We start from the raw sequence: 19,381 nt of genomic DNA, 5'->3' as shown, positions 1-19,381 counted from the left end.
AGAAGTACAAATATCCCCCCTGATTAATTTCAGATGGTGAGAAATTAATCACTTTTATTTTGTATTTATAAAAGAAAAAATGTATATTTAACTTTATAAACACTTTTTCTAAAATTCTTTTAACCTTACCTCATTTATTTTTTTTCAGCATCAAACTTTATATAATTTTCGCCGTGAATTGAGACATTAATTATATTATCATTAATTTCAATCCAACCTTTTCTATTTTGTGTATGCCTTATTACTTGGGTAAGTGCGGTAGGAATTTTGGTTTCAAGTTCTTTGAAACCAGTGTATAAATGATCTATTGTTATCTCTTCAATTCCCAATTCATTTTCTAGGTAATAAGCAATAAATAAAACTCTCTCCATATCAGATTTAATATTATAATTCTTTACAAGATCTTTTAAAGACAATTTTCCATTTGGTCTGAAATTAAGGTTTGTTAATAGATTTGGTTTTGAAATTTTTTTGGTCGATTTTGTTTTAGAACTATTTCTGGAATTTTTCTTACTAGTAGTTTGCTTCCTAGTTTTTAATGTAGATTCAGATGGAATATAAGATTCACACCATTTTTTCCCCTCAGAAAGAACTCTAAATGTTTTTAATCCATCTCGTTTTTCAGTATGTTCATCGATATATCCTTTCTTTATATTTTTACTTATATCACGTGAAATGTTTGATGGCTTTGGATATCTAGCTTCTGCTAGTTTATTCTCAATATCTTTAATTGTAAAAGGGCCGTTTCCTTCAATAATATCAATAAAGTAAGCAGTCCCCATTACTAATTCTACATCTTTATTAAAAGATTTTTTGTTAAAAAAATTAGCTGTAGATTCGTATTTTTCATTTTCAATAATAGTCAAACTTTCAGATGATCCCAACGTTTCCGATGTAACATCTATAATTTTTTTTTGTTCTTCATGAGATACATATGCAGAAGCTTGAGGTAAAAAATTGAGAAATTGCTGCCTTTCGTTCTGAATTAAGTCCTTATCTCCCTCAACTTCAAACTCAATTGATCCTAATTTAATTCTAATTCGATTAGTCATTATATTTAGTCCTCCCTACTTTAATAAACCTGCGAGGTAATATAATTCTTCTAAACACACTCTATAAGTCTGTTTAATATCGTCAATATCTTTTTTTCTAGTATTGTATTTTATTTTATGTGCAGCAAAATTCCCTAATTCTCTTATTGAGTTATATTCATTTCTCGAACGTGAGATATTTAATGTTTTATTTTTTAACGCATTTTTTGTTATTTTTTCAAGCATTAAATAATCGCCATTTGCATCTTTTATGTCATCTTGAATTTGGTGATGCTCATAGGCGAGAATAAGAGAAACTTCAAAAACTCTCCGCATAAGTACAGCACAAGCATCAAAACAATTATTAGTATAGCAATTATTAATTTGTTTAATTAGTTTGTCTAAATATCCTCGTTTACCTAAAAATAAGCCCTCATCGAGAACCTCATTAGAAGAAGTAATTTCATCTGTGTTTTCGAAATAACTGCCATATTCTTTTTGCAACCTATCTCTTATAGAGGGTGTTAATACATATGTATTATCTTTATTTTTCTTTTTGAAATCTCTTGATTTTGCTATATTCTTCTTTAGACGAGAAATATTCGATATTGGATGTCCAATATCACTTAGATCTTGTAATATAGAGTCTATAGAGAATGAGTTTGTGCCATCATTAGAATTTTTATAAAAGGCTAATAGCTTCACTTTCTCAATTTCAGTTTTTTCACTCAACTTACTAAATTTAATAAACTTGTCCAAGAACATAATGAAACCCCTAAAAAAGTTATAATAAATTTTGAAAAGTGCTTTGATTCAGAAAACATAATTATACCTGTATTATACAATATTCTTATATCAATTTGCATATCAATAAAACAGATTTTGAAAAAAGTCTAATGAGAAGAATATGATGAAGGAAGTATTTCGAAAAATGGTTATGGTAATGTTAGGGAAAGAGAATTGATGATTAGTTGTTGGCTTGATATCAATTAAACATAATTATATCATTAATCCATGCATGAACTGTATTTAGAGATTATACAGAGACCAGTATTTAAAAAGGGAAAAATAAAGCAAAAAACCATTGGGAAATTAGTTTGTTATTAATATTTATACAACTTTTAAAATATTAAATTTAACCTTTTCTAAGCCCTTTTTATGAAATGACTAGGTCAAACCTACCCCTTAGCAACCTTCGCCGCCTCCGTCCGGTTCTTCGCACCCAGCTTATGCATATTCTCAGAAATATAGTTCCGGACGGTACCGGCTGATAGGAACAGCTCGGCGGCAATTTCTTTCGTCGTCTTTCCCGAAGCCGCCAATCGCAGGATGTCCTGCTCCCGTTCGGTGAGCGGGTTTACCTTGCGAATGGCATCTGCGAGGTCGTCGATTTCCCCGTCCTTGAGCAGATAGCCGTGGACATTGCTTTTGGCGGCGCGTTCGAAGTAGCTGGGGCGGGCGAATGTTGTTAAAATGATAACCTTACTTTTTGAGGCTAGTTTCGTCAGCTCTTCTGCCACTTCCAAGCGGCAGGGTCGGGAGCATTCGTATTGACGACATTTGTAAAAATATAATAAAAAGCAATCGGCATAGCCAATGACCAAAAGACAAAATAGCGGTTTCGAAGCATTCTTTTGATTTCCATTCTGCATTGCATCTGAAATACATTCATTTTACATCGTCTCCTTTGCCTGTCAGCTGGCGAAACGCCTCTTCAAGGTTTCCGCGTTCAATTTGAATATCATAAGCGCCGATCTTTTCTGCGAAAATGAGTTCCAATATTTTGTCCGTATTGGCCGTGTCGATGTAAACCCGGTTGTTTTTACGAAAAATCCGTTTGATTTCCGGGTGCTGATACAGCTTTTCAAGCGACTGTTCGGGATCGACTATAAATGAAACTGAATGCTTCGATATTCTTGATTTTATTTGGAGCGGCGTCCCGTCAGCTACTATGCTGCCGTCTTTAAACAGCAAGATTCGTTGCGCGGCATCATCTGCTTCCTGTAAGTAGTGTGTAGAAAAAATGATTGTTTTTCCTTGCTCTGCGAGCGTTTGAACCGTTTGCCAAAAGCGGTTTCTTGAAGTGATATCCATTCCGACCGTGGGTTCGTCAAAGATCATCAGTTCTGGATCACCGGCAAGCGCCAAGGCAAAGCCGAGACGCCGCTTTTGCCCGCCTGACAACTTTTCCGCCTGTGTTTTTAAATCCTTGTCTGTCAAACCTGTCAACGCTCTAAGCTTTTGAAAGGATAGAGGCTTTGGGTAGTAGCTCCTAACGAGTTCGATGATTTCACCTGCACGCAAACCAGGCATGACGCTGACTTCCTGCAGCATCGTGCCGATTTTTTCACGCACCCGTTTTTCATGCGGCATGGAACCGAATAATGTGATATTGCCTGCCGTCGGTTTTAACAGCCCCAATATCATAGAAATCGTTGTTGTTTTCCCGGCGCCGTTTGGCCCTAGAATGGCTATAATTTCTCCTTTTTTAATTGAAAAATCTATCTGATTAACCGCCGTTTTTTGGCGGAATGTCTTTGTCACATTCGTCAAGCTCACAACATCGCTCATGGCTTACAGACCACCTCCTGATTTACTCATTCCATTGTATAAGCTGAGGGAGGCGGATTTTAGTAAGTGATGTCATGAAAATCGGGTGACAAATGTCATTTTTTAAAAAAATAACAGGGAGCTAGCGAACGGTGCTAAAAGCAAATGAAGTGGGGGGATTACGGTAAGATAACCGAGCAGAGCGCCATCATCATCAACGCATCATGGAGATAGAGAGAGCGGTCTTCAATTGGGAAAGAAGCTCTCTCTACTTAAAAGGAGAGTCTCAACCATTATGATTAACCGGATACTTCCTCCCATTCTTCACAATCTTCTCTTCCACAATCTCTTTTACATCCAGTCCAAGATCGTTACATAACATGAATGAGTAGATTAAAACATCTGCGATTTCTTCACGGATGTTTTCTTTATTGGCTTTGAGTGCTTCTTCACTGCTGATCCATTGGAAGTCTTCGAGCAGCTCTGCTGCTTCGATGGAGATTGAGATGGCGAGGTCTTTTGGGTTATGGTATTGTCTCCAGTTTCGTTCATCTCTGAATTCGTTGATTGCGTTGATTAGGCTTTGGATATCACTCATGATGATTTTCCCCTTTCTAACTCGAGTAGTCTTTTTCTTAATTTAGGGTCTGTTGCATAAATATAGAGACCGTGAATGCCCCGTTTCATCAGGACATTTATTGAATTTAAGATGATTTGTTCTTTAATTTGTTCATTCTGTTCTGGCGACAAATCTGTACGAGAAATGTATGCCCCTGTATCTTTGTATTTGGAAGTATCAATTACCAGTTCGTCGTTGTCTTCATCATAGCTTACGGAAGGGCCGAGAACGACGCCGACGTAATTTAAATCAAACCCTTGAACAGTATAAATGGAGCCGACTTCTTTAATTGAAGTCGGATTTTCGGCCCATGTCACTTTATCCTGGGTGCTGTTCCAGGGCATGTTAATCCCTTCTTCATCAACGATGTACGTCTTTTTATCTTTTTTATGTAAATAATCAAATGTCGAGACAATCCGAGAGAGCCCGTCTTTGTTGTTTTTACTTTCAATGGCTTTCTTAAACGCAGCAGCATCATCGAATATTTTTAGCTCGAAGGAGGAGTCTTCAGTCGGCAAAGAAAGAATTTTCTTTTCAACAAAGCTGTCAATCCACTTCATCGTTTCTGGATTGGCATTCATTCTCATTTGGTCTGTAAGTTTCACAGTTTTCGCATCATACTGATTGATGATTTCTTCGAGCAATCTATCGTTCCAATAACTTTTAATCTTTAAGACTTGTTTTGGATCAAAGATCACAACAGTGATTTTACTTCGCTTAATGATCTCATCCAGCTGGTTTTGGTAGCGGAAATTGTTATAGGAATCTTCCTTTGTCAGAAGCAGATGAGCTTCGTCTACTAATACGATATCCGCTGTTGCTCCCGTCTTTGTTTTCTCATTAATAAATGTTGTCGGCTTCATGAAACTCTTTTTCTTTAAATTCGGTAAGCTGTTGGCGATGCTTTTATAGGTTTTCAGCATTTCGCTATGATTCACCAGCAAGTAATTATCTGTTTCTTCCAAAAAAGAGTCTTCGCTCTTAGCTAAATCTTGAATTGTATTAAACAGGGAGCTTAACAGGACACTTTTACCTGTGCCGGCATCTCCTTCTATGACAATGACATGATTTCCTTCTTTTTGTATACGTTCTTGACAGAAATCAAGGATCTTATTTTTTATATCAAGCTGCTGGGGTGAGAGTTCCTTATAAGGAGATAACTTATAAATGTCTTTGTTCCTAAGGTTTTCAAGAGAATCGCTCACAATTTTCTCTTTTCTCAGCTTCTCCCAAATGACTTGAAAGATATTTTCATTATAAAAGGGTTTCTGATAGTAATTGTGCATTTCCCTAGACCTGGTCTGGCTCACGTTTTGAAGCTGATAGCGGTTATCGGCGATAAAATAGTTAATTAAATTTGACTCAATATTGTAGGTCGCAGACTGGTGAAATTTCTCATGCCCGATTAATATAAAACGATTCAAATTCTTTCGCTTTTTATCATCTATATGATTCTTCAAACGCCGTGCAGCTTGAACCGTTTGCCCAATATATGCAGTCGGCTTCTTTTTCTCATTATAAAGGATGTACACAATCGGATAGTTATTTAAATGCAGTGCTTTTACAACATTCACATGATCTGAAGTAAATTCTCTCTTTTCAAACACAAGTTCATTCATTGTTTCTGCCTCTGAATCTCTTTTTTAAAATAATAGTACCATATTTATGGCAGCCTATTGATATAAGTATGCAAATATTTTCCGGAGAAAGAGTCAGAAAAAGCGCCGTACGGTTGTCACGGACTCTACGATGACAAGGAAGCAGCTATAACAAACGGTTTTTTGTTGAAATAAAACTTAGTAGCAAGCCTCGATAAGAGGTGGCTGTTAATAAGATCAGAACGGCATTGGATCAAAGAATTAAACATGACCGCGAGCTGCGGAAGCAGTGTTGCTTGAACAATTTATCATGATATGGAGAAATCAGGTGGGGAGCGTATCATAAGTAAATGAGGTTTTTTAGATTTTCACTCTAATAGATAAAAGAGGTCGTCTGAAAAGAGAAAACTCCTCCCTTTCATACCACCTCTGCAAAATGGACTACCAAAGGGTTTGATTTAATGGGTACATTTTGAAATGAATTTTTGGAGACTCATTGGAACAGCCTCGTTTTTATGGATTTTACTTTTTCAATAGCAAATAAATAAAATAAGGTGCCCCGATTAATGAGACCATGATTCCAGCCGGTATAGTGGTTTCAATGATATTACGTCCGATTGTGTCGGCGAATAATAAGAACCAACCGCCAAGTAGAATAGCAACAGGGATAAATAGTTGATTTCTGGGTCCTACTAAAGTTTTGGCGATATGTGGGGCCATTAATCCGATAAAGGAAATACCTCCTGTGACAGAAACGGCAGCAGCCGCTAATGCGACAGCTGTTAAAAGCAAAACGATCCGCTCCCTTTCAATGGAAACCCCAACTCCAATGGTTACAGGCTCGCTTAATCCTAATAGATTTAGTCGACTTGCTTTGTACAAAGTAAACGGAATCAAGATGACTAACCAAGGCAGAAGAGCTCCAATAAATGGCCAATCCGTACCCCAAATATTACCCGCCAGCCATTTGGCGATGAAATCAACTTTTGTCCGTTCAGTAGAAGAAATAATGACAATCATAGCTCCGGAAAGTGCAGTTGAGAATCCGACTCCGATGAGGACTAAGCCTATAGGCTGCATACCACTATTTTTGTTATAGGCTAACAGATAAATGAAGAAGCCCGTTATAATCGCTCCTATAAAGCCAACAATTGGAATCATATAAACAAATGATCCAGCTTCAGTCGGGAAAAATAAAAAGAAAACGGCAATGGCAACCCCAGCACCGGAATTAATCCCAATAATGCCTGGATCCGCTAAATCATTTTTTGTGATTCCTTGCAAAATAGCACCTGATATAGCAAGTGCCATCCCAGCTAATAAAGTAATCAATATTCGAGGCAATCGAATAGAATATAATATAAATTCCTCTTTAAAGGTTCCTTGACCTAATAGAGTGTGGATGAGTCTGTCAAAAGATAAACTAGCAGACCCTATTCCCATCCCAATAATAGCTGTAGCTATGATGAGTATGAGAGAAATCGATAAAATCATTCGCTGTTTTTTAATTAATGTTGAATGTATCATGAGAGTGTTTTTCCTCCCTTTCGGACAATGATCAGGAAGAACGGTAAACCAAGCATAGCGACAATGGCTATAACAGGTGTTTCATATGGTGCATTTAAGGTACGGCCAAGTGTATCAGCAAATAGCATAAAAGTAGCTCCGCAAGTTGCAGACATTGGTAAAATAAAACGATAATCGGTTCCAACAATTGCCCGAACAATATGAGGAATCATAAGACCGATAAAGGTCATATTGCCAACCAGAGCAACAGATGCTCCCGCGAGAATGATAATGATAATAAATAGAAGGATTTTAATTCTGATGATATTTTGACCTAAGCCAACGGCAACTTCTTCATTTAAGCTGAGAATGGTAAGTTGTCTCGAGAGGAAAAAGGAAACAACAATTCCAATGATAATAAAAGGTACGATGATTCGCAGTTGATTCCAAGTTGTTCCAACCATCCCTCCTGCTGTCCACATCGAGATATCTTTAGAAATTTTAAAATAAAGGCCAAGCCCTTCAGCAATGGCGTATAAAAAGGCGGAAACAGCAGAACCCGCTAACACAATACGGAAAGGAGAGAATCCGCCTTTTTTCATCGAACCGATTCCAAAAACCAACAAGGCACCGAGTGCGGCTCCAATAAAACAGGCAACCATCGTCAAAAAGTAATTGGCTGATGGAAGGAAAGCGATCGTAACAGCCAATGCTGCATAAGCCCCGGCAGATAATCCTAGTAAACCTGGATCAGCAAGTGGGTTTCTTGTTATACCTTGCATGATTGCACCAGAGACAGCAAGAGCTGCGCCAACAAAAATCGCAGCTATTTCACGAGGTAACCGAATATCACGGATAATCGAAATATGATCGCCGGTTGCAGAAGACGAAAGAGCCAACCATACATCTTCAACTGAAACGTCTGCAGCTCCAAATACCATTGCCATAAAAAACATACCAATAAACACTAGAATTCCTAAGATGAGTTTGAAGGCAAATGAGGTAAAAGATTGAGTTTTTCTTATCATAAAGCTCATCATTTTCCTTTCTTAGAATGGGAAAGGGGCTGCCCTTTGGCCAACCCCTTTCAATAGACCTCTGCTTTTCTAGTCTTAGTTTCCTAGAAACGCTTTTTTAAAGAATGCTAGTTGTTTTTCAAGTGTGATTGGGTCAGTGAATGATGCGCCTTCACCTTGCATTTCAATGACATGTCCATTTTTGACAGCTGGAATGTTCTTGTATGTGTCTGTTTCTTGGAAAGATGTATTCGCATCAGAGTACTTACTTAAAATGACATAATCTCCCGCATATTTTGGAAGCACTTCAGCTGATAACGTATAATACCCTGCTTTTAATGCGTCTTTCTTTACTTTTTCAGGCATATTTAGTTTCATCGTTTGATATAAGATTTCTGTACCGCGCGCCCAGTTATTACCGTAAACATAAAGATCTTTCCCATATGCTTCAATAACAGATACAGTTGAATCCTTGCCGATTTTTGTGCGAATATCTTCTCCGATTTCTTCTGCCCGCTGTTTAAAGTCGTCAACCCATGCTCGGGCTTCTTTTTCTTTGTTTAGTAGCTTGCCAATTTCCACGTGCTGAGTTAAATAATCTACTTTACCCCATGTATAAGTAACAGTAGGAGCGATCTCATTTAATTTGTCTAAATTTTTTACCGTTGATAACGCGATGATTAAATCTGGCTCTAATTCAATAATTTTTTCTAGGTCATCTTCTGAAACTTCTTGAACATCTTTTAACTTTTCTTTAAAGGTTGGATTGTTTTTAGACCAAGTGTCTACACCGACAACGTTGACTCCTAAATCTAACACATTTCCGGTATACCCTGAAAGCATAACAACTCTTTGCGGATCGGCTGGAACTTCGATTGGTCCTGTTTCCGCTTGGTATGTAATCGTTTTAGATTCTTTTTTTGCTGAGCCGCTATCCTTTGTTGCTGACTCTTCATTGCCGCATGCACTAATCATAAGCGTCAGCAGTAGCATAAACGGGATTAATAGTTTCTTCATGCTCATTTTCACCTCTTAATAAATTGTAAGTAACACACTTCGGTTTATTTGTTCTCGGGCCAATTTGAAAGACTTCCCGCAGTACTCGCCTCTTCACAAGCCCAGCCTTCACGACTTCGCCGTCTTTAATGCAATGATATAATCCGAAAAAAACGAGCAGCTCGATGTAAATCATGTCCGTCTCCCGTACAAGAGCCATAGCAATTCAAACACATTGGCGCTGACCTCAGGATATGGTTGTTCCTTTTTATCTGGAATCGTTACACAGAGATTTTTTACAATTAAACGTCCTCCAGAGCCAGTATTTAATTCTTCAGTAAATAGCTGTATGAACAGCAGAATGAAAATAAATAAACGATAATGATTATCAATATCAACAATAAATATATATTTCATTTTTCAATATGTCAATACAGAAATTGTGTCCTTATCATAGTACCCTCATGAAAGTGAAACCTTTTAGAAAGAAAAAATTAATTATGATGAAAACAAGTTTAATAACTTATCATTGATAATCAATTACGAATGATGTTTGGAAGTGAACGGTGATGAGTCAACAGGCCGGGGGTGCTTGTTTGGCCGCGTTTATCGACTGCGATTTCGCCGATGCGGTTGCACTCGACTGATCCGTCTAACCACTCTGTGTTTGGCAGGAGACCGATTTTGACGAAGACAGCTTGGAGTTCAACGTGTTGTTCTTCGCCTGTTTCACGATCCATGTAAGTGATGCCGTTTACGTTTAGGTCACCTGTAATTTCTTTCATTTGTACATGTTTCACTACAGTCGCGTTTGACAGGCTGTAGAGGCGTTTTTGCAGGACTTCCTCTGCTTTCAGCTCCGGTGCGAACTCAAGAACAGTGACATGGTTGACGATGCCTGCGAGATCAATCGCCGCTTACTTATCTATGAACGAGCAGAAAACCAGACCTTGTTAGCAATTTGCTGTACGAAGTGGAAAACCGTAAAAAAGAGCCCAGAGAATGATCCCTGAACTCCACATTTCCTCACTTCATATACCGATACTCCCGCAATCTCTCCAAAATAGCTACTTCCTTCAAGAGTTCCTCACCAACATTCGTTTCCTTTACTTTCTTCCGCTCAAGCTCTTTATCCACTAATCGCTTCACCGTTAAGACATCAGTTCCGGTGCTCAGCACTTCCGCCTTGGAATTAAAGTGTTTATGGGCGACGAGCTGCATGCCGTAGGAGTTGTATAACAGCGTGTAGCCGGCGATACCTGTTGTCGATTGGTAGGCTTTGGAGAAGCCGCCGTCGATGACGATCATTTTTCCGTTTGCTTTGATCGGATCTTCTCCTTCGATTTCTTTTACCGGTGTATGGCCGTTGATGATATGGCCATGATCCGGGTTGAGGCCGAATTCTTTCAGGATGTTTCGGCAGGTTGCCTCGTCTTCACGCAAATAGTAATACGGGTTTTTCTTCTCTTTATGTGTTTCCTTCTCTTTAATGAAATACCGCTCAAAGGTCGTCATAGCGCGTTTTCCAAAAAGGGAGGAGTGCTCGCCTGTCCATAAATACCAGACCATATCTGTCGCCAGATCATCGGTTTCTTCCGGGTGGGCAAACGCTTCCCGCAAGAATCGTTCAAATACATCAAGCAGCTCACGGCCCGCATACGGTTTATCCTCAATCATCATCGTTTCCATATTGCCGTTTTCATCAACTGGAATACAGCCGTGAATCAACAGGTTGCCGTTATATTTTAAATAAAGGCTGCCTTTTTTCATCATAAAATTCATATGGCGGCCCAGCTTTTCGGAATGCTGGACAGAGAATAGCAGCTTGTCTATGACTTCTGCTTCTTCTTCTAATAGCTGATCTGGCTGCTCCGGATTCACTGTCGCAAAGCAGGTGTTTTCCAGCTGATATGTTTTTCCGTGCAGCGTGATTTCGTTTTTGTCGTAATCTATTTTCTCTAATAACAGCCGCTCTTCCATATTAAAGTTCGGCCGTCTCTTGATAATCGGGCTTTCAAGCTTGAATTGGATCATCGCAATCGCTTGATGAATTTTTGTGATTTGCTTAATCTCATCTTCCGGTCTGTTTTCGTCTGCTTTCGGACGGAAAGATGGGTTATCATCGTAATATTTTTCGGCAAGGTTCAAGAGCGGTCTCAGATTGATGCCGTACACGTCTTCAATAATATCCAAGTTGTCATAGCGGGCACAGATGCGGATAATATTTGCCAGGCATACTTTAGAGCCTGAATAAGCGCCTATCCAAAGGACATCGTGATTTCCCCACTGAATATCGACTGAATGATAGTTGATTAGTTCTTCCATAATCTGATCCGGCTGCGGTCCGCGGTCGTAAATATCGCCGACAACATGCAGATGGTCGACAACCAATCGCTGCGTGCTATATGCAAGACCGGTGATCAGCTTATCAGCTTGGCCAAGCGCAATGATCTGATCTACGATTTTGGAGTAATACTGTTCTTTGTTGGCAGCTTCTTCTGTTTTATACAGCAGCTCCTCCGTAATATAAGCAAACTGAGAGGGCAGTGCTTTGCGTAATTTGGAGCGGGTATACTTGGAAGAGCAATAAGATACAAGCTTAATCATTCGATTAATCGTTTCTTTATACCAATCGTTTAACAATGCTTTCGTATCGTAATTATGTTTTATTAACTTCAGTTTGTCTTCCGGATAATACACTAATGCTGCTAATTCATCAATTTCTCTATCATAAATGACACCGCTGAAAATATCGCGTATCTTCTCTTTTACTCTTCCTGAACCATTCCGCAGCACGTGCTGGAATGCCTGGTATTCCCCGTGCAAATCACTGACAAAATGCTCGGTGCCTTTCGGCAGGTTCAGTATCGCTTTCAAATTAATGATTTCCGTTACCACTTTTGCTTCACAATCGTATTTTTGTGCGAGTAAATCTAAATATTTGGTTTCCAAAATCGTCCATCCCCTTTTTAGAATAGGAGCTGTCCCCCTATGTACGAGCATTTGCATGATAAGGTGATTTTAAAAGTATGACATTATTTTTAAATAATTGACCTTTATATGATAGTACCGCATAACTCCTTTTTGAGACAATCAAAACGAGGGAAAGAGGCGCTGAGATGAGCGGAGAGAAAGCTTGAGAAGGCTTCTTTAACATTAATCGGACACCGCATTTCAGCTTAGGAAGTAACCCGGCTTTGGCTTGGTCATTTTTCTATCGCAGGATTGTCTCGTTTTCAGAAATGAGAGGAATGAAAACTCAATACGTAGCAGGCCATGATTACTGTGGGTCGTACTTATAGCAGGGGAAGCTTCTGAAGAGACCGCGGAAGGGTTTTATAATCTTAAGCAGTATTTGTCGTGCTGATGATTGTCAGCGGCACAAATATGATTTGTTATTCTTATGACCACGAGATTGGAGGACATCCGGTCTCTTTGTTATGGGGCTTTTTATCATCGCCAAGAACTTGACCACCGAAGCGTTCAGCGGCAATCCCTGTGCGGATGCCTTTACAGGCAGGGTGGATAGCTGCATTTGCACCAGCCTTACTATAAGTCGTCAATAAGGTTTACGCTAAAAAAATAACAGCACCTTCAAATTTGATGGAGAGGTGCTGTTTTGTCATTTGAATGCATGAATGGTTGTTGTTTTTGCTGAATTTGTTTTTTTGCTCAACCAAGTTTTTCTTATCCGAATAAAGAAAAAGAATGATCAAATACGAAAAATGACTGAATTCCGGCACTTACGCTTTTTACTTTAATATTCTCCTTTAATGACAAAGTAGGAGCCCCTAATGGTTCCAGCTAATTTAGACTTCTGCCTAGCGAACTTAAACTTCCCTTCTAACTCCTTTGGTACCTCCATCCCCTCAGAAAGCTTAAACCCAACGGCCCGCTTTTTAGGATCATCAATCGTATACATGACGTTGACTGCAAGACCATCCTCATAAAAAACATAGGCAATTTTGATATTTTCCACTTGAAAACGCGACGTTTCTAAAGGTTTGGCCGCAAACTCAATATCACGTTCTTCTTTCAAAATTCGGTTCACATAATCAAGGGTCTCGCAGGACTCGCTGGCTGGTACAACCGTAAATTCATGCTTGTATTTGTTCATAAAGTAACGGGCTTCATTAGCACGTAAACCAGCAAGTGCTTCTGCTGCAGGTGAAGACTCTAATCCAACCGTAGAGACATTTTTAAAATCAACGATATAGGACAATTCCAGCTCTCCTTTATCTTTTTATTTCTTAACAACAGGAATCCACATTTCACCGAATACTAAGCCGTTTCGCTGCCCCATCTCAACCGTTGCATTCGGCCCGCCAACATAGGCAAAATTCTTTGCTTCCGGCAAGACTTGACCGAAGGCAATGCCAGTAAGCTTATTGCTCAACTCATCAGCCGTCTTCCCTTCCCCTTTAACAACCAGGTATTCCCCCTTAGGAAATTGGATAACTCTGGTTTCTCCTGCCACCGACGCCTCTGCCTCTGTCATCACGCCAGCATAATGCATCATCTTGTTGTTTACCGCTTCGTTCACGGCAAAAATATAGTCATTTGTAGCTATGGCTTTTAAAGTGTCAAGCCTTCCATCTTGTTTGACGGCCGCCCAAAAGTCTGCCTTTTCCTTATTTATGCCAGCAGAATCTGTGTAATCGCTCTCAAGCTCCGTTCCAATACCAAAAACGGCAAAGCTGTCTTTTTCCTCCAGCGTGTAATTTTTCATATTCAAAACCTTCCTTTTTTTAAAATAATCAAATGATTTGTCTTTTCACTTGATGCGTTTATAATAACCTTAAATCATGTCAAAAAATGATACTGTTTAGGAGGCCCCGATGAAAAAAGTTGAACGGATTAATATCATCATGCGGTATATCAACAACCGCGCCCACTTTACAATTTCTGAAATCATGCAGGAATTTCACATCTCTCGTTCGACAGCTATCAGGGATATCAGGGAAATTGAAGCTATGGGGATGCCGCTTGTTGCTGAAGTTGGAAGGAGCGGGGGTTATTTTGTCATGAACCACTCTGTCCTGCCTGCTGTTCGCTTTACCGATCATGAGATTAAAGCTCTTTTTATCGCTTTTATGGCTACAAGAAATCAACAACTCCCTTATCTAAAGAGCCGTCAGTCTTTAGCTGAAAAATTACTGGGCCTTATCTCAGAAAACCAGCAAGAGGCCCTGGTTTTTTTAAATCGAATCTTGCTTTTTGAAGGGACAAACCCCAATAATCCCGACCTGCTTGAGCTTTCAGATCTCCCCCATCCCATGTTAGAAAAACTCATCCAGCTCCTTCTTTTGGATAGCTATTTATTGATTACCATCAAAGAAGAGAAGGTAATAAAGACTTATCCCATTTATCTTCTGCACCTTTATCATGAAAAAGGCCTTTGGCTGATTGAAGGCTTTGACTTAAAGGATGAAAGGAGGAGGATTTTCCCTGTGGACAATCTTACCAATGTCAAACCATACTCTGTGAAAAAAAGAATAAGTAAGAAAAAGATTTTAGAGAAACTAAGTAAGCAGGAAGAAGTAATCAACCTTGTCCTTGAACTTGGTCCACAGGCGATTGCCCAATTCAAAAAATATCATCCTTTAAAAATTTCAATTTCCTATACGAATCCTTATCAAACCGCAGCCATTCTAAAGACTTTTATCAATGTGAATCATCCCGAAGAATTGTCCGAAATAACAAATTGGCTGCTTTTCCTAGGTGAAGATATCAAGGTCAGGGAAGTACCAGAAGAAGTATTAGAAGGTTTACAAGAGAGATTATGCTTATTCTGCCCATGAGCAGTGCCAGTTAAACCCCAATTTTCGAAAGGATTCCGTAATAGAAGCTGATTTATAAACCAGGTGAAAATATTGTCGCTAGTATAGGTGAGTTTAAGAATACTAGCGTTAACTATAAATAGGACCATTGACAAATCACTCAACCTCTATTAAAATTAAAAGTTATCCGATAGTAATCATCTCTATCGAAAAACTCAATACATGCAAGCTATGATTGCTGTGGGTCGAACTACAGCAGGAGCAGCTTCTGGAGAGACCGCGGAATTCTGCGGCGCCGAAGGGTTCACAATCTCAGGCAAAAGGACAGAAGAGTACCGAATATGTATTTGTCGTGCTGATGATTGTCAGCGGCACAAATATATTTTGATATTCTTATGACCGCGAGATTGGAGGACATCCAATCTCTTTTTTTATGGGCTTTTTTACTGCTCGTCGTTCACTAGAGAGGTAAGGAGGAGTTTGATGTGGAACAGCGGGAATTAAAGAGGGACTTATCCAATCGGCACGTACAGCTTATCGCTATTGGCGGGACGATTGGCACCGGGTTGTTTTTAGGCTCCGGTAAGGCGATTCAATTGGCGGGTCCTTCTATCATCTTTGCGTATTTCATTGTAGGTATTGCGCTTTTTTTCGTGATGCGGGCGCTGGGAGAATTGCTGTTATCTAAAGCGGGTTATCAATCGTTAACCGATATTGCCGAGGAGTATCTGGGGCCGCGTGCGGCGTTTGTCACCGGGTGGACCTATTGGTTTTGCTGGATTATGACGGCTATGGCGGATGTGATTGCCGTCGGTGTCTATGTGAAATATTGGTTTGATATTCCGCAGTGGGTCCCTGCACTTATCTGTTTACTCATTTTATTAGGGCTCAATCTGTTGACTGTCAAGCTTTTTGGAGAATTGGAATTTTGGTTCGCTTTAATAAAGGTGATCACGATTCTTGCGTTAATTGTCATCGGTGTTATTTTGCTGGTGATCGGGTTTAAGACGCATACAGGAACGGTTTCGGTTACCAACCTTTGGGCGCATGGCGGTTTGTTTCCAAACGGATTTTCAGGCTTTTTGCTTTCTTTCCAAATGGTGATCTTTGCATATGTCGGTGTGGAATTAGTAGGTGTATCGGCGGCGGAAACGTCGAACCCGAAAAAAAATATTCCATCGGCTATTAATAAAATTCCTTTACGGATTTTATTTTTCTACGTCGGCGCGCTTATCGTCTTATTATGTATTAACCCTTGGATGGAACTGAATGCAGCGGAAAGTCCTTTTGTGAAAACCTTCAGCTTAGTCGGCATCCCGCTTGCCGCGGGAATCATTAATTTTGTTGTATTAACGTCAGCCGCGTCTGCTTGTAACAGCGGGATGTTTTCAACAAGCCGGATTCTGTACAATTTAAGTAAAACGAAACAGGGCCCGGCCAATTTTGCGAAGCTGAATAAAAACCATGTGCCGAGTCACGCGTTATGGGTATCAACCATTGTCCTGTCAGCAGGAGCGCTATTAAGCAAACTGATACCGGAACAAGCCTTTGGGATCGTGACAACCATCAGCGCGATTTGTTTCATATGGGTGTGGGGTGTGATTCTTGTCAGCCATATTAGATACAGGAAAACCCGTCCGCACTTACACGCAGCATCAACATTCAAAGCGCCATTCGCGCCGTTTATCAATTATGTTGTCCTGGCGATGTTTGCGGTCATTCTCATGATTATGCTGTATGCGGATGCGACTCGCCCGGCCTTGCTGCTGACTCCTCTATGGTTTATTGTATTGTTTATTTTATTTTGGATGAAAAAAAACAGGACAAAAAGAACATGATGAGTCAAATTAAATCTCTTGAAAAAGACGGTGTACTGCATGCAGTATGCCGTCTTTATTTTTGATTAACCGTTTCCTTTTATAGGTTTATATTTAATGTAGACATGAGAACGAGAGGAATGGAGTCATGGAATACAATTCATACATGAATGGACAATCGCAATATCCCGCTTGGTCCTATCCGTACAATTTGATCATATGGAAAGCGTTTGTCGGCCATGATGTGAAGTCCCATTTATATGGGTTATAACATAAAAAAGCGCCATACTGCCGTTTAAGCAGCATAGCGCCTTTCGTGTTAGTTCCGGATCAAATAATCAAACGCCCCTAATGCGGCATTTGCCCCCGATCCCATTGAAATAATGATTTGGTTATATGGTCCGTCTGTGCAGTCGCCGGCAGCGAATAGGCCAGGGATGGTTGTTTCGCCGCGTTTGTCGACTGCGATTTCGCCGATGCGGTTGCGTTCGACGGTTTCAGGGAGCCATTCCGTGTTCGGCACAAGACCGATTTGGACGAAGACGCCTTGGAGCTCGACGTGTTTTTCTTCTCCTGTTTCACGGTCAACGTAAGTGATGCCGTTTACGTTTTCATCACCCGTGATTTCTTTTGTTTGGGCGTTTTTCACGACAGTCACGTTAGGGAGACTGTAGAGACGTTTTTGCAGAACTTCGTCTGCTTTCAGCTCCGGTGCGAACTCAAGAACAGTCACGTGGTTGACGATACCTGCAAGGTCAATCGCTGCTTCGATACCGGAGTTCCCGCCGCCGATGACGGCGACGTCTTTGCCTTCAAACAACGGTCCGTCACAGTGAGGGCAGTATGCGACACCTTTGTTTTTGAACTCTTGTTCGCCAGGTACGCCGATATTGCGCCAGCGTGCGCCAGTTGACAGAATGACGGTTTTGCTTTTCAGAACAGCGCCGTTTTCGAGTTCAAGATGGAAAAGATCTTTTTTCTCGAGACCTTTTGCGCGTTGCAGGTTCATGACGTCGATCTCGTAATCCTTCACGTGTTCTTCAAGGCTTGCCGCAAGCTTCGGCCCTTCGGTGCGCTTCACGCTGATGAAGTTCTCGATGCTCATCGTGTCAAGGACTTGGCCGCCGAAGCGTTCGGCAACGATTCCTGTGCGGATGCCTTTGCGCGCCGCATAGATTGCTGCGCTTGCACCGGCAGGTCCGCCTCCGACAACGAGTACATCGAACGGATCTTTATCAGAAAGCTCAGATGCATCTGTGCCGCTGCCCATTTTCGCAAGAATTTCTTCAAGCGTCATTCGGCCGCTTCCAAAGGATTCGCCGTTCAAGTATACGGTCGGCACAGCCATAATGTTTTTGCTTTCGACTTCTGACTTGTATGCCGCACCATCGATCATCGTGTGCGTGATGTTCGGGTTGAGCACGCTCATCATGTTCAATGCCTGCACAACGTCCGGGCAGTTGTGGCATGTGAGGCTGATATAAGATTCGAAGCGGTATTCGCCGCTGATGTTCTTGATTTGATCGATGATTTTTTGATCGACTTTCGGCGGTCGGCCGCTTACTTGCAAGAGTGCCAGCACCAAAGATGTGAATTCGTGACCGAGCGGAACTCCGGCGAATGTGACGCCTGTTTCTTCTCCGGCACGATTGACGCTGAAGCTTGGCGTTCTGTCGAGCTGCGCCTTTTCAACAGTGATTTTTGATGACATGGAAGCCAGCTCTTCTACAAGAGCCAGCATATCCTTAGAGACACTGTCATCGCCTGTACTGACTTTAAGGACGATGTCATTTTCAATCATCTGCATGTATTGGTTTAATTGTGCTTTGATATTTGCTTCAAGTACCAATTGAATGCACTCCTTAGATTTTGCCTACTAGGTCAAGGCTTGGTGTCAGTGTTTCAGAACCTTCTTCCCATTTAGCCGGGCAAACTTCGCCTGGGTTTTGGCGGACGTATTGAGCCGCTTTTACTTTGTTGATCAGGGTGCTTGCATCACGGCCGATACCGCCTGCGTTAATTTCAACAGCTTGGATCACACCGTCCGGATCGATGATGAATGTTCCGCGGTCAGCAAGACCTTCTTCTTCGTTCAGCACTTCAAAGTTGCGGGAGATCGTTTGAGACGGGTCGCCGATCATCGCGTAAGTGATTTTGCCGATTTTCTCAGAGCTGTCATGCCATCCTTTATGTACGAAGTGAGTGTCTGTAGAAACAGAGTATACTTCGACACCAAGTTCTTTTAGGGCAGCATATTCGTTTTGAAGGTCTTCAAGCTCAGTCGGGCAAACAAATGAGAAATCTGCTGGATAGAAGCAGAAAATGCTCCATTGGCCTTTTAGATCTTCGTGTGTAACATCGATAAACTCACCGTTTTTGTAAGCTTTCGCTGCGAATGGTTGTACTTCTTTTCCGATTAGAGACATAATATCGTCCTCCTGAATGTAGTTTAAGAGAAATAAAAATTG

General features: G+C 40.6%; 16 protein-coding genes, 5 pseudogenes and 1 riboswitch. Of the genes and pseudogenes, 3 read left to right on the top strand and 18 right to left on the bottom strand.

The genetic code is table 11. The features are described 5' to 3' along the window. Positions 1 to 134: 134 nt before the first annotated feature. From MHB72_RS22025 to MHB72_RS21960, 16 genes and pseudogenes are all read right to left on the bottom strand, one after another. Positions 135 to 1,052, bottom strand: coding sequence for a hypothetical protein (locus MHB72_RS22025; RefSeq protein WP_216919090.1), 918 nt, complete (start codon positions 1,050 to 1,052; stop codon positions 135 to 137). Positions 1,053 to 1,067: 15 nt separating this feature from the next. After that, positions 1,068 to 1,796: a DUF4145 domain-containing protein gene (locus MHB72_RS22020; protein ID WP_216919092.1), complete on the bottom strand. Its 729-nt coding sequence runs from the start codon at positions 1,794 to 1,796 to the stop codon at positions 1,068 to 1,070. 413 nt (positions 1,797 to 2,209) lie between these two features. Next, positions 2,210 to 2,557 (bottom strand): annotated as a pseudogene (locus MHB72_RS22015) (response regulator transcription factor); the annotation flags it as partial. After that, positions 2,551 to 2,703, bottom strand: a pseudogene (locus tag MHB72_RS22010) (ABC transporter permease); the annotation flags it as partial. The pseudogenes MHB72_RS22015 and MHB72_RS22010, both read right to left, overlap by 7 nt. Then, the gene (locus tag MHB72_RS22005) at positions 2,700 to 3,602 is read right to left on the bottom strand and encodes an ABC transporter ATP-binding protein (protein WP_216919094.1); all 903 of its coding nucleotides are present in this window, start codon (positions 3,600 to 3,602) and stop codon (positions 2,700 to 2,702) included. The gene MHB72_RS22005 and the pseudogene MHB72_RS22010, both read right to left, overlap by 4 nt. Positions 3,603 to 3,867: 265 nt before the next feature. Continuing rightward, positions 3,868 to 4,179: a nucleotide pyrophosphohydrolase gene (locus MHB72_RS22000; protein ID WP_075212816.1), complete on the bottom strand. Its 312-nt coding sequence runs from the start codon at positions 4,177 to 4,179 to the stop codon at positions 3,868 to 3,870. Next, the gene (locus tag MHB72_RS21995; protein WP_216919096.1) at positions 4,176 to 5,819 is read right to left on the bottom strand and encodes a DUF2075 domain-containing protein; all 1,644 of its coding nucleotides are present in this window, start codon (positions 5,817 to 5,819) and stop codon (positions 4,176 to 4,178) included. Before MHB72_RS21995 ends, MHB72_RS22000 begins: the two co-directional genes overlap by 4 nt. A 501-nt stretch (positions 5,820 to 6,320) precedes the next feature. Further along, positions 6,321 to 7,325 (bottom strand): FecCD family ABC transporter permease, encoded by a 1,005-nt coding sequence (locus tag MHB72_RS21990; protein ID WP_216919098.1) that lies wholly within the window; start codon positions 7,323 to 7,325, stop codon positions 6,321 to 6,323. Further along, on the bottom strand, positions 7,322 to 8,332 hold the full coding sequence (locus MHB72_RS21985; protein WP_216919663.1) for a FecCD family ABC transporter permease: 1,011 nt from the start codon (positions 8,330 to 8,332) through the stop codon (positions 7,322 to 7,324). The genes MHB72_RS21990 and MHB72_RS21985 overlap by 4 nt, the downstream gene beginning before the upstream one ends. A gap of 84 nt (positions 8,333 to 8,416) precedes the next feature. Next, positions 8,417 to 9,337, bottom strand: coding sequence for an iron-hydroxamate ABC transporter substrate-binding protein (locus MHB72_RS21980; RefSeq protein WP_041817479.1), 921 nt, complete (start codon positions 9,335 to 9,337; stop codon positions 8,417 to 8,419). Beyond that, positions 9,288 to 9,513 (bottom strand): annotated as a pseudogene (locus tag MHB72_RS22950) (iron-enterobactin transporter ATP-binding protein); the annotation flags it as partial. The pseudogene MHB72_RS22950 and the gene MHB72_RS21980, both read right to left, overlap by 50 nt. Positions 9,514 to 9,894: 381 nt before the next feature. After that, a pseudogene (locus MHB72_RS21975) lies at positions 9,895 to 10,233 on the bottom strand (FAD-dependent oxidoreductase); the annotation flags it as partial. 109 nt (positions 10,234 to 10,342) lie between these two features. Continuing rightward, a complete protein-coding gene (gene fbp / locus MHB72_RS21970) occupies positions 10,343 to 12,268 on the bottom strand; it encodes a fructose-1,6-bisphosphatase (protein ID WP_128822247.1) in 1,926 nt (641 codons plus the stop codon). Positions 12,269 to 12,777: 509 nt separating this feature from the next. After that, positions 12,778 to 12,861 (bottom strand): annotated as a pseudogene (locus MHB72_RS22945) (hypothetical protein); the annotation flags it as partial. Positions 12,862 to 13,073: 212 nt separating this feature from the next. Then, the gene (locus MHB72_RS21965) at positions 13,074 to 13,538 is read right to left on the bottom strand and encodes a hypothetical protein (protein ID WP_020453596.1); all 465 of its coding nucleotides are present in this window, start codon (positions 13,536 to 13,538) and stop codon (positions 13,074 to 13,076) included. Positions 13,539 to 13,559: 21 nt separating this feature from the next. Continuing rightward, positions 13,560 to 14,045 (bottom strand): GyrI-like domain-containing protein, encoded by a 486-nt coding sequence (locus MHB72_RS21960; protein WP_216919100.1) that lies wholly within the window; start codon positions 14,043 to 14,045, stop codon positions 13,560 to 13,562. A gap of 109 nt (positions 14,046 to 14,154) precedes the next feature. Between MHB72_RS21960 and MHB72_RS21955 the strand changes: the two genes are divergently transcribed. The 3 genes from MHB72_RS21955 (at position 14,155) to MHB72_RS21945 (ending at position 17,184) form a co-directional block, all read left to right on the top strand. Further along, entirely contained in the window at positions 14,155 to 15,117 is a 963-nt protein-coding gene (locus MHB72_RS21955) for a helix-turn-helix transcriptional regulator (RefSeq protein WP_025810516.1), read from the top strand. Positions 15,118 to 15,354: 237 nt separating this feature from the next. Continuing rightward, a riboswitch (glycine riboswitch) is annotated at positions 15,355 to 15,434 on the top strand. A gap of 147 nt (positions 15,435 to 15,581) precedes the next feature. Then, positions 15,582 to 16,934: an amino acid permease gene (locus MHB72_RS21950; protein WP_025810517.1), complete on the top strand. Its 1,353-nt coding sequence runs from the start codon at positions 15,582 to 15,584 to the stop codon at positions 16,932 to 16,934. A gap of 127 nt (positions 16,935 to 17,061) precedes the next feature. Then, on the top strand, positions 17,062 to 17,184 hold the full coding sequence (locus MHB72_RS21945) for a hypothetical protein (RefSeq protein WP_256163442.1): 123 nt from the start codon (positions 17,062 to 17,064) through the stop codon (positions 17,182 to 17,184). A gap of 48 nt (positions 17,185 to 17,232) precedes the next feature. Here MHB72_RS21945 and ahpF read toward each other — a convergent pair whose 3' ends face one another. Continuing rightward, the gene (gene ahpF, locus MHB72_RS21940) at positions 17,233 to 18,762 is read right to left on the bottom strand and encodes an alkyl hydroperoxide reductase subunit F (RefSeq protein ID WP_020453591.1); all 1,530 of its coding nucleotides are present in this window, start codon (positions 18,760 to 18,762) and stop codon (positions 17,233 to 17,235) included. Between the two features lie 13 nt (positions 18,763 to 18,775). Beyond that, positions 18,776 to 19,339 carry an alkyl hydroperoxide reductase subunit C gene (gene ahpC / locus MHB72_RS21935; protein WP_020453590.1) on the bottom strand — a complete coding sequence of 188 codons (564 nt, stop codon included), beginning with the start codon at positions 19,337 to 19,339 and terminating at the stop codon, positions 18,776 to 18,778. Positions 19,340 to 19,381: the final 42 nt, after the last annotated feature.

It is taken from the genome of Bacillus sp. FSL K6-1284 (assembly GCF_038002625.1).
In the GTDB taxonomy this organism is placed as follows: Bacteria; Bacillota; Bacilli; order Bacillales; family Bacillaceae; genus Bacillus; species Bacillus paralicheniformis.
Note: the sequence above shows the minus strand (reverse complement) of the source record. Positions and strands in the feature narration are given on the sequence as shown.